The sequence below is a fragment of the Pseudoxanthomonas sp. CCNWLY206-1 genome (genome assembly GCF_039710385.1).
GTDB lineage: Bacteria > Pseudomonadota > Gammaproteobacteria > Xanthomonadales > Xanthomonadaceae > Pseudoxanthomonas_A.
In genome coordinates, this window is sequence record NZ_JBDKXI010000011.1 from 21,122 (window position 1) to 30,675 (window position 9,554).

The 9,554-nt window shown below is 63.3% G+C and carries 11 protein-coding genes and 1 pseudogene; 9 read left to right on the forward strand and 3 right to left on the reverse strand.

Annotated features, from left to right (window positions below; all coding sequences use genetic code 11):
* Positions 1 to 29 precede the first annotated feature (29 nt).
* A complete protein-coding gene (locus AADW18_RS19410; RefSeq protein WP_337345059.1) occupies positions 30 to 710 on the forward strand; it encodes a hypothetical protein in 681 nt (226 codons plus the stop codon).
* Between the two features lie 102 nt (positions 711 to 812).
* Here the strand turns inward: AADW18_RS19410 and AADW18_RS19415 are convergent, their stop codons facing one another.
* Positions 813 to 1,652, reverse strand: coding sequence for a helix-turn-helix transcriptional regulator (locus AADW18_RS19415; RefSeq protein ID WP_337345060.1), 840 nt, complete (start codon positions 1,650 to 1,652; stop codon positions 813 to 815).
* A 111-nt stretch (positions 1,653 to 1,763) separates the two neighbouring features.
* Between AADW18_RS19415 and AADW18_RS19420 the strand changes: the two genes are divergently transcribed.
* Positions 1,764 to 2,180 carry a hypothetical protein gene (locus AADW18_RS19420; RefSeq protein WP_337345061.1) on the forward strand — a complete coding sequence of 139 codons (417 nt, stop codon included), beginning with the start codon at positions 1,764 to 1,766 and terminating at the stop codon, positions 2,178 to 2,180.
* Positions 2,181 to 2,458: 278 nt separating this feature from the next.
* Here AADW18_RS19420 and AADW18_RS19425 read toward each other — a convergent pair whose 3' ends face one another.
* A complete protein-coding gene (locus AADW18_RS19425) occupies positions 2,459 to 3,343 on the reverse strand; it encodes a TIGR01777 family oxidoreductase (RefSeq protein ID WP_337345062.1) in 885 nt (294 codons plus the stop codon).
* Between the two features lie 172 nt (positions 3,344 to 3,515).
* Here AADW18_RS19425 and AADW18_RS19430 point away from each other — a divergent pair, with 172 nt between their 5' ends.
* The 5 genes from AADW18_RS19430 to AADW18_RS19450 all read left to right on the forward strand — a co-directional run bounded on the left by AADW18_RS19430 (position 3,516) and on the right by AADW18_RS19450 (position 7,124).
* Entirely contained in the window at positions 3,516 to 4,220 is a 705-nt protein-coding gene (locus AADW18_RS19430) for an alpha/beta fold hydrolase (protein WP_337345063.1), read from the forward strand.
* Positions 4,221 to 4,268: 48 nt separating this feature from the next.
* Positions 4,269 to 5,174 carry a phosphogluconate dehydrogenase (NAD(+)-dependent, decarboxylating) gene (gene gnd / locus AADW18_RS19435; protein ID WP_337345064.1) on the forward strand — a complete coding sequence of 302 codons (906 nt, stop codon included), beginning with the start codon at positions 4,269 to 4,271 and terminating at the stop codon, positions 5,172 to 5,174.
* A 438-nt stretch (positions 5,175 to 5,612) separates the two neighbouring features.
* Complete coding sequence (locus AADW18_RS19440; RefSeq protein ID WP_337345065.1) at positions 5,613 to 6,290, forward strand: type 1 glutamine amidotransferase domain-containing protein; 678 nt, start codon at positions 5,613 to 5,615, stop codon at positions 6,288 to 6,290.
* 308 nt (positions 6,291 to 6,598) lie between these two features.
* The gene (locus AADW18_RS19445; protein ID WP_337345066.1) at positions 6,599 to 6,886 is read left to right on the forward strand and encodes a DUF3247 family protein; all 288 of its coding nucleotides are present in this window, start codon (positions 6,599 to 6,601) and stop codon (positions 6,884 to 6,886) included.
* 40 nt (positions 6,887 to 6,926) lie between these two features.
* Entirely contained in the window at positions 6,927 to 7,124 is a 198-nt protein-coding gene (locus AADW18_RS19450) for a CPXCG motif-containing cysteine-rich protein (RefSeq protein ID WP_337345067.1), read from the forward strand.
* 9 nt (positions 7,125 to 7,133) lie between these two features.
* Here the strand turns inward: AADW18_RS19450 and AADW18_RS19455 are convergent, their stop codons facing one another.
* Positions 7,134 to 7,301 (reverse strand): hypothetical protein, encoded by a 168-nt coding sequence (locus AADW18_RS19455; RefSeq protein WP_337345068.1) that lies wholly within the window; start codon positions 7,299 to 7,301, stop codon positions 7,134 to 7,136.
* 272 nt (positions 7,302 to 7,573) lie between these two features.
* Between AADW18_RS19455 and AADW18_RS19460 the strand changes: the two are divergent.
* Both AADW18_RS19460 and AADW18_RS19465 read left to right on the forward strand, forming a co-directional pair.
* A pseudogene (locus tag AADW18_RS19460) lies at positions 7,574 to 8,776 on the forward strand (sorbosone dehydrogenase family protein); the annotation flags it as partial.
* A gap of 84 nt (positions 8,777 to 8,860) precedes the next feature.
* Positions 8,861 to 9,298: a hypothetical protein gene (locus tag AADW18_RS19465; protein WP_337345069.1), complete on the forward strand. Its 438-nt coding sequence runs from the start codon at positions 8,861 to 8,863 to the stop codon at positions 9,296 to 9,298.
* Positions 9,299 to 9,554: the final 256 nt, after the last annotated feature.

The following is a 9,554-nucleotide window of genomic DNA, read 5'->3' on the forward strand; positions in this document are numbered from 1 at the left end:
AAAGGGCCAATCGGCGCGATGGTGGCCCTATGAAAACCACTACTTCCACTGCCGGGCTGGCCAATCTCGGGCCCCTCGCGCAACTCAAGGCCGGGCGACTGCCCGAACGCCTCACGCGACTGCTGCTGGGCCTCTGGCTGTACGGCATCGCCATCGCATTGATGATCGAAGGCGCCTTGGGCGCCTCGCCTTGGGATGTCTTCCACCTGGGCGTGGCGCGGCACGTGCCGTTGTCCTTTGGCGTGGTGATGATCATCGTCGCGGTCGTCGTGTTGCTGGCCTGGATTCCGATGCGCCAGATGCCGGGCCTGGGCACGCTGGCCAATACGCTCCTGCTGGGACCGTTCGCGGACATCAACCTTGCACTGCTCGACACACCGGACAGCCTGCCGGTGCGGTGCGCCTATCTGCTGGGCGGCGTGCTGCTCTGCGCGTTGGCGACGGCGCTGTATGTCGGTGCCCAGTTAGGTCCCGGCCCGCGCGATGGATTGATGACGGGACTCGCGCGCCGCACCGGCTGGTCCATCCGTCGCGTCCGCACCGTCATCGAAGTCACCGTACTCGCCATCGGCGCACTGCTGGGCGGAACCGTCGGCATCGGCACCGTGGTGTTCGCACTTGGCGTTGGGCCGGCAACGCAATTCTTCCTGCGTTATCTGGTGGTGCGATTGGATGCGCCCCGTCGCGACGCGCTGCCTGGAGAAGCCTGAAGAGCACCCGCCGTGCTGCGCTAGCCGCATGCCGGCGGACGTAAGAAGAGGCGCGTCTTGTCGCCAGCCCCGATGTCCAACGCGACTCCAGTTCTACTCTTCTCAGTCCTTGTGCTTCAGCCGCGGCATCCGGAACAGCACCCGGCCGACCAACGACATCGCGCGCATGACCTTGGCCGTCTTTTCGTCGGCGGGGAAGAACGACTCGATGGCCAGCTCCGACAACGTCACCTCGACGGGCGTGCCGAATACGGTGATGGTGCTAAGGAAGGCGAGTTCGCCGACTTCGGTGCGCAGGCGCATCGGCACGGCGATCGCGGTGGGATCGGGCGACTCGTCGTCGTAGTCGGGCGCGGGATAGGACATCAGTTCCTGAAGCAGATCTTCGAGCACGCTGTCGCCGGTGGTCTCGATCTGCCTGCGCAGACGATGGATCAGGTGCGCGCGCCACTGGCCGAGGTTGACGATGCGCGGCGCAACACCCTCCGGGTGCAGGCTGAGGCGCAATACGTTGATCGGCGGTTCTAGCAAATGGGGCGCCACGCCCCTGAGGAACGGCGCCAGCGCGCGGTTGGCGGCATGCATCTGCCAGTGGCGATCCACGGCGAGCGCTGGATACGGCTCGTGGCCACGCAACAGCAGCTCGATCGTCTGCCGCGCCGCCGCCAGGGTCGAATCGTCCAGCGAGCGCTCACCGTAGACCGGCGCGTAGCCGGCCGCGGTGAACATGTGGTTGCGGTCGCGCAGCGGCACGTCGAGCCTGTCGGACAGGCGCAGCAACATCGCCCGGCTGGGCTCGGAGCGGCCGTTCTCAAGGAAGCTCAGATGGCGCGACGAGATGCCGGCCAGGCCGGCGAGATCTTCCTGCGAGAGCAGTCGCCGGCGGCGCCAGTCGCGCAGTTGTTCCCCTACCGGGCGTTGTGCAGAAGCGAGCGTGGTCATGACCTGGAACGATAGCCGATCGCGGTAACGAAACGTCATTACCTGGCAGGTAATGGTGTTGATAACGGCGGCCGTCCAGCATCACCACCATCCAACCACAGGAGTCCCGCCATGTTGCAGCGCATCCTCGCCAATCCGAAGTTCCTGCCCCGCCTGTTGCTGATGGACGGTCTTGCGACCGGCGCCACCGCCCTGTTGCTGCTGACCGCGGCCGATACGCTGGCACCGCTGCTGCAACTGCCTGCCGGCCTGCTGCGTGTCGCAGGCCTGATCTGCGTGCCGTTCGTGGCCTGGGTGCTCGTGCTCTCGCGCGGTCCGGTGGTGCCGCGCGGCGCGATGGCCGCGGTGATCGCGATCAACATCGCCTGGGTGGCCGCCAGCGCCTGGGTCGCATTCGGTGGCAGCTGGCAACCGAGCATGTTCGGAGTGGTCTTCGTCACCGGCCAGGCACTGGTGGTGCTGACCTTCGCCGAACTCGGCTGGTTTGGCCTGCGTGCCTCGCGTCAGGCATCGCCCGTTCCGGCCTGAAGACCGATGCGGCACGCGTCGATGGCGACGGCCCGGGATATCGGGCCGTCGCCTTTCATGACGAAAGCGGATAGCCCTTCGTAGAGCGGAGCTTGCTCCGCTGCTCGTCGATGCGATGCACGTGAGGCACACGATGCACGAAGAACGGCGGAAGCGCATAACCACTGGCCGTTGTCACTCGCCATTGCGACGGCCATGCCGCTCCCACGCTGTGGGCTGTCGATGCGTTGCTATGCCGAGCTGCCGATAGGATATCGGCGCTACGAGAGCTGCCGCCATCAACCCAGCAAATTCCCCAGCGCGCCTTCGAGCTCGGGATACTGGAACTTGAAGCCTTCCGCCGTTGCATGCGTCGGAAGCACGCGCTGTCCGGTCAGCAGTAAATTCGACATTTCGCCGAACAACATCTTCATCGCGAATGCCGGCGTGGGCAGGCGAGCCGGGCGATGCAGCACACGTCCGAGCGTCCGGGAGAATTCGCGTTGCATCACCGGTTCCGGAGCGGTGCCGTTGTAGGCGCCGCCGGCCGCATCGTTTTCCAATAGCCATTCGATCAGGCAAACCAGGTCGGCGCGGTGCACCCAGCTCAACCATTGCCGGCCATCGCCGATGGGACCGCCCAGGCCCCACTTGAAGGGCGGTAGCAGCTTGGCCAGCGCGCCGCCGTCGGGGCCCAGCACAATGCCGGTACGCAGGCGGCAAACCCGCACGCCGAGCGCTTCGGCTTCCAGTGCCTCGGTCTCCCAGTCGCGGCACAAGTGGGCGGCGAAGTCGTCGCCAGCAGCGGTGGATTCGTCCAGCGGCGTATCGTCGCGTGGGCCGTAGTAGCCCACCGCGGAACCCGAAACCAGCACGCGGGGCCGGACCAATTGCGTGGTCATCCAGGCCACCAGGCGCTGCGTGGTGCCCAGCCGCGAATCGCGGATCAGTTGCTTGCGCCGTGCACTCCAGCGACCTTCCATCAATGGCTCACCGGCGAGATTGACGACCGCTTCCACATCGAAAGCTTCGCTGACATCACCCAGCACACGCGCCGCCGGCAGCAGCGCTGCGGTACGTTCCCGGTGCCGCGTCACCACACTGATCGTATGACCGACCTGCAATAGCCGGTGGCATAGCGCCCGCCCAATGAAGCCGGAGCCGCCGGTGATCAGCACGTGCATGGAAGGAGGTGTCTTGCCGAGGGAGCGGCAGTGTACGCCCCGCCACGTGTTCCGCCTGTGGAACGGATCGTGTGCGGTGATTCGAGTCACCCGCTATTAAACTGGCGGCTCCCGCGGCTCGTGACTGGGGATTTCTTCTGAACAAAATACGCGCCATTTGCAGCGTTCGGGCATGACTCCCGACAATCGCATTCCGCTGTTGCTGCTGCCCGGGCTGCTGTGCGATGGACGTTTGTGGCGGGATCAGGTCGCAGCGTTGGAATCGATCGCCGCCATCCAGGTGCCGGACCTGACGCTGGACGACAACGTTGCCGCGATGGCGGCACGGGTGCTGGCGGCAGCGCCGGCACGGTTCGCACTGGCGGGATTGTCGATGGGCGGCTATGTGGCCTTCGAGGTTCTGCGCCAGGCGCCTGAGCGGGTGTTGCGGCTCGCACTGTTGGACACCAGTGCACGCCAGGACGAACCCAAGCGAGCGGCGGTGCGGCGTGCCGGGCTGGCATTGGCCGAACGCGGCCGTTTTGCCGGGGTCACCAACAAGCTGCTGCCGCAACTGATCCATGAAAGCCGGATTGGCCTGCCTGTCGGCGAGGAGGTGATGGCGATGGCGGCACGTGTCGGTCGTGAAGCCTTCATTCGCCAGCAACGTGCCATCCTTGAACGGCCGGATTCGCTGCCGTTGTTGCCCACCATCGATCAACCGACGCTGATCGCGGTAGGCGATGACGACAGGATGACGCCACCGGAGGAATCGCGCATCCTGCATGCCGCGATACCGAACGCCCGCCTGCATGTGTTCCGCCAGTGCGGCCACTTGCCGGCGATGGAACTGCCGCAGGAAACCACAGCCGTGCTGCGCGATTGGCTGACTGATTGAAGCCAGCCGTCGCACGGCAATGTCGTATTCAACAGCGAGGAGCGATGCATGGAATTGGGAATGATCGGGCTGGGACGTATGGGCGCCAACATGGCCGAACGGCTGGCAAAGGGCGGTCACCGCGTCGCCGGCTATGATCCGGGCGGACCCGCTCGCGAGGCAGCTGCGTCGCGCGGCATTCATCCGGCGGGTTCGCTGACGGAGTTGGTCGGTGCGCTGTCGACGCCGCGCGTGCTCTGGCTGATGGTGCCGGCAGGCCGCATCGTCGACGAAACCCTGGCGGCACTGTTGCCGCTGCTGTCGCCCGGCGACACCGTGGTGGACGGCGGTAATTCCTTCTACAAGGACACGATGCGGCGCGCCGCCCAGTTGACCGAAAGCGGCATGCACTACATCGATTGCGGCACCAGCGGCGGCGTGTGGGGATTGGCTGAAGGTTATAGCCTGATGATCGGCGGAGAATCCGCTGCCGTGGAGCGCCTGCAGCCGATCTTCGCGACATTGGCGCCTGCCACGGACAAAGGCTGGGGCCGGGTGGGACCCAGTGGCGCCGGTCACTTCACCAAGATGATCCATAACGGCATCGAGTACGGAATGATGCAGGCCTACGCCGAAGGCTTCGCCATTTTGCAGCATAAAACCGAATTCGATCTGGACCTTCACCAGATCGCCGACATCTGGCGCGATGGCAGCGTGGTGCGCTCGTGGCTGCTGGATCTGACCGCGGATGCGCTGAAGAAAAATCCCGCCATGGCCGGCATCGCACCGTATGTCGAGGATTCCGGTGAAGGCCGTTGGACCGTGGCAGAAGCCATCGACCTCAACGTCGCCGCACCGGTCATCACCATGTCGCTGCTGGAACGCCTGCGCTCGCGCGACGACGATTCCTTCGCCGACAAACTGCTGGCCGCCATGCGCAATGAATTCGGCGGGCACCGCATCAAGACGGATTAGAAAATCCCGTTCTTTGTAGGAGCGCCGTCCCGGCGCGAGCTCTTCGCTTTTGTCGTGACCTGACGGGAAAAGCTCGCGGCGGGACGCCACTCCGCGCCCCGATAGATGTTCAGGGTGCGTGGTCAAGAACGCGCCGCAGCGCGCCCAGATGGCGAACAGCAGGCTTTAGGTGCTCTTCAAACACACGGCCGCAGGCTTGCAAGGATAACCCCGTAGGAGCGCCGTCCCGGCGCGAGCCCTTCGCTTTTGTCGTGATCTGACGGGAAAGGTTGATAACCCGGTAGGAGCGCCGTCCCGGCGCGAGCTCTTCGCTTTTGTCGTGACCTGACGGGAAAAGCTCGCGGCGGGACGCCGCTCCTACAAAAGGAAGAAAAGCACAGATCACCGAAATTTAGCAGCCGGCCTGCTAGATTCCGCGTCCCACGCAGGAGCCAATGCATGAAGATCATGATGGTGTTGACGTCGCACGACAGCTTGGGCGACACGGGCAAGAAAACGGGTTTCTGGCTGGAGGAATTTGCCGCGCCGTACTACATATTCAAGGATGCCGGTGCGCAGATCGTGCTGGCTTCGCCCAAAGGCGGCCAACCGCCCTTGGACCCCAAGAGCGACGCCCCGGATGCGCAGACGGCCGCTACCGTGCGCTTCAATGGCGACGCCGATGCGATAGCTGCGTTGGCGCAGACGCGCAAGCTGGTCGAGGTGATCAACGACGACGTGGATGCCGTGTTCTATCCCGGTGGGCACGGCCCGATGTGGGACCTCAGCGAAGACGAGCATTCCATTCGACTCATCGAAAACACATTCGCGGCCGGCAAACCGGTGGCTGCCGTCTGCCATGGACCCGCCGCTCTTCGTCACGCCAAGGGAGCGCTTGGCGAGCACTTGGTAAAAGACAAACAGGTGACCGGTTTCAGCAACAGCGAGGAAGCGGCAGTGGGCCTTACCGGGGTCGTGCCGTTCTCGTTGGAAGACGTGCTGAAGGCCAATGGCGGCCAGTACACCTGTGGTGCCGATTGGCAGAGCCATGTGGTCACCGATGGCTATCTCGTGACCGGGCAGAATCCCGCATCGTCCGAAGATGCCGCGCATGCGGTGCTGGCGCTGTTGAGATAGCCAAAAGACGCTTCTTGTAGAGCGGAGCTGCGCCCCGCGATAGCCAAGAGCCAATGGTAGTAGGGCCGTCGCAACAGCAGATGATGGCGAACGTCTTGGCGCTTCTCGTAGAGCGGAGCTTGCTCCGCTGCTCTTGATCCATGCGCTTGATCCGTACTCTTGATCCGTACTCGCAAGGCGCGGCGCGAAGAACAGCGGAGCAAGCTCCGCTCTACGACAGCAAGAATGCATGCCGACGCTGAACCACGTTCACGGACGCTTACACCCAGCTGGGTAAGTTGGCCGACGGGAGGCAATGAGCGATAGCGATGAAAGAGGTTCCCCAGCACGTGTATACCAAACAGGAAGACATAGACCGTCTCGAAGCACGCATTGTCGAACTTCCGGACGAAGCCATCGTGAGAGTCCAGTTGTTGAACGGACAGCAAGTCGAAGGTGTGGTGTCGGTGCGGCCCAGCATGCAGGTATTTCGCAACGATGAAGGTGTGGAAGGCTTCAACGCGGTCGTACGTATCGATGATCGGAAGGATCCGGGGCGGGCCTATTACCTATGGATGGACCAGATCAGCGACGTGCTGCGGTTGGGTTCCGATTGACATGGTCAAGACCTCGATCTGATCCCGACATACAAACACGATGTCCTCGCTACCTGCCGCCGATATCCATTGCCCGTATTGCGGCGAGGTCATCACCGTCTTCATCGATGATTCCGCGGGCGATGAGCAGCAGTACACCGAAGATTGCCAAGTCTGCTGCCAACCCATCGTGATCAGCGTCGCGCTGGACGAAGACGGTGAACTGCGCGTCATTGCGCGTAGCGAGGGAGAAGCCTGACCACGCTCATCAGTGGCCTGGGCTGGTGACGTCCTGGTCCGGGTAATCCTTCTCCGGATCGCGTTCGTCGCGGCTGTTCGTATGATCGGGCTGGTCGGGTTCTTTGCGTTTGACCTTCTCGTTCCGATACTTGTCGGGGGTATTCGGCGTCTGCTGATCGCTGCGGTGGGCTTTCATCGGTATTTCTCTCGCGGTGTTCTTCCGGACATGGCCGGGCTTTCCTCTGCGGGGTCCACGCACGGTAGCCGGGGCAATGTCATCACCACGCGAAACCGGATGCCTGTTCGGTTGACGCGCTTTTTCCAGATGCGCTCCTAACCTGCAGGCTCAACTGCAGGAGCCGATTCATGCGTAAGCAGATCATGGCCCTGATGGCCGGCTTGACGCTGATACTGCCGGGTTGTGCGCAGCGTCCAGGCACCGTCGTCGAAACCGGCTCGCGGACGGTACTGCCTGCCCCGGATAAGCAACATATTCCAACCGTCAATATCGCACCGGCGGTGGGATGGCCGCAGGGCGTCGCGCCTGTGCCAGCGCCGGGTCTGGCGGTATCGCCTTTCGCCAAAGACCTGGATCATCCCCGCTGGCTGTACGTGCTGCCGAACGGCGATGTGCTGGTGGCGGAAACCAATGCGCCGCCCAAGCCGGCTGAGAAAGGCCTGCGTGCCTGGTTCATGAAACGTGCCATGAAGAAGGCCGGTGCGGGTGTTCCCAGCGCCAATCGCATCACCTTGCTGCGCGATGCGGATGGCGACGGCGTCGCCGAGACGCGTAATGCGTTTCTGCAGAATCTGTTCTCGCCGTTCGGCATGGCGCTGGTTGGCGACCAGTTGTACGTCGCCAATGCCGATGCAGTGGTGCGATTCCCCTATCGTGAAGGAGACCGCAGCATCGGCGCAGCGCCGGTCAAGGTCGCCGATCTGCCGGGCGGGCCAATCAATCATCACTGGACCAAAAGCCTGGTCGCCAGTGCTGATGGCAAGCGGTTGTACGTAGGTGTGGGTTCCAACAGCAACGTCGGCGAGAACGGAATGGAGAATGAAGTCGATCGTGCGGCCGTGCTGGAGATCGATATCGCTACGGGGCACCGACGCGTGTTCGCATCGGGGCTGCGCAATCCGGTGGGATTGGCCTGGGAGCCGAAAACCGGAGCGCTGTTCGCGGTAGTCAATGAGCGAGATGAAATTGGCGACCACTTGGTTCCGGACTATCTCACCTCCGTGAGGGATGGCGCTTTCTATGGCTGGCCTTACAGCTACTACGGCCAGAATGTCGATGATCGGGTTAAGCCCCCGCGCCCCGATCTGGTCGCACAGGCCGCGGTTCCCGACTATGCGCTGGGCGCACATGTGGCCGCGCTGGGTCTGGAGTTCTATGCCGGCAGTCTTTTGCCGGAGAAATACCGAGGAGGAGCCTTCATCGGGCTGCATGGCTCTTGGAATCGCAGCGACCCCACGGGCTACAAAGTGGTATTCGTGCCCTTCGTGGGTGGCCGCCCGCGAGGCGAAATCCAGGACGTGCTGACGGGGTTCCTGGATGAAAAAGGCAATGCACGCGGCCGACCGGTCGGTGTGGTCACCGACAAGGCGGGCGCCGTGCTGGTAGCCGATGACGTGGGCAACGTTGTCTGGCGGGTAACGCCGAGCAAATAGTCCGGGTCCTCCCCCTGTAAGCGCCATGACGCTTGCAGCAGGCGTATGCTCGCCGCGTTCAGTCGACGCCTAGGGGGCATGAAGATGGACAACAATCCAGTATCCGTACGTCCGAAGAGTTTTTGGGTTATCGCCATCGTTGCACTGCTGTGGAACCTGCTGGGGGTGGCGATGTTTCTCATGCAGGCCACCGCGTCGCCCGAGATGGTGGCAGCCATGCCTGCCGAACAGCGCCAAGTCCATGAGGCCACCCCAGGGTGGTTGAACATCGCCTTTGCCATCGCGGTTTTCGGCGGCGTGATCGGTGCGCTGGGGCTGCTGCTGAAGAAGCGGTGGGCGGTCACCTTCTTCCTGGTTTCGCTGCTGGCCTTGCTGGCGCAGATAGTGGGTGCCTACGCCACCACGCCAGTGTGGGAGGCGTATGGGCCAGCGGGTTTGGCGATGCCGGTTTTGTTGGTGGTGATTGCGTTGTTGTTGTGGGTGTATTCGCGCAAGGCGACGATACGGGGATGGTTGGATTAGTTTTTTTCTGAAATAGCCGGTTATAGGGGGCGTAGCGGGTACTAGGGGTAGCGTGCGCTGTGTGCACGACTGTGGATGCCCGAATACTCTGGATCACTTGTTCGCTCCGTTGCTCGTAGGCTCGTAGGCTCGTTGGCTCTTGGCGCTGGCGCGGGTAGCTTCGCGGAGCTGATGATCTACGCGCTTGCAGCGGGCGTCACTTTCTTTGCTCGTGTGTACGGACCGGAGACCTGGGTAACGGGTGTGCGGGGACATG

Bases quoted from the DNA above. Each gene is read 5' to 3' on its own strand.
- AADW18_RS19465 (WP_337345069.1), top strand. From the start codon at position 8,861: ATGGACAACAATCCAGTATCCGTACGTCCGAAGAGTTTTTGGGTTATC.
- AADW18_RS19445 (WP_337345066.1), top strand. From the start codon at position 6,599: ATGAAAGAGGTTCCCCAGCACGTGTATACCAAACAGGAAGACATAGAC.
- AADW18_RS19450 (WP_337345067.1), top strand. From the start codon at position 6,927: ATGTCCTCGCTACCTGCCGCCGATATCCATTGCCCGTATTGCGGCGAG.
- AADW18_RS19440 (WP_337345065.1), top strand. From the start codon at position 5,613: ATGAAGATCATGATGGTGTTGACGTCGCACGACAGCTTGGGCGACACG.
- AADW18_RS19420 (WP_337345061.1), top strand. From the start codon at position 1,764: ATGTTGCAGCGCATCCTCGCCAATCCGAAGTTCCTGCCCCGCCTGTTG.
- AADW18_RS19430 (WP_337345063.1), top strand. From the start codon at position 3,516: ATGACTCCCGACAATCGCATTCCGCTGTTGCTGCTGCCCGGGCTGCTG.
- AADW18_RS19410 (WP_337345059.1), top strand. From the start codon at position 30: ATGAAAACCACTACTTCCACTGCCGGGCTGGCCAATCTCGGGCCCCTC.
- AADW18_RS19455 (WP_337345068.1), bottom strand. From the start codon at position 7,301: ATGAAAGCCCACCGCAGCGATCAGCAGACGCCGAATACCCCCGACAAG.
- gnd (WP_337345064.1), top strand. From the start codon at position 4,269: ATGGAATTGGGAATGATCGGGCTGGGACGTATGGGCGCCAACATGGCC.
- AADW18_RS19425 (WP_337345062.1), bottom strand. From the start codon at position 3,343: ATGCACGTGCTGATCACCGGCGGCTCCGGCTTCATTGGGCGGGCGCTA.
- AADW18_RS19415 (WP_337345060.1), bottom strand. From the start codon at position 1,652: ATGACCACGCTCGCTTCTGCACAACGCCCGGTAGGGGAACAACTGCGC.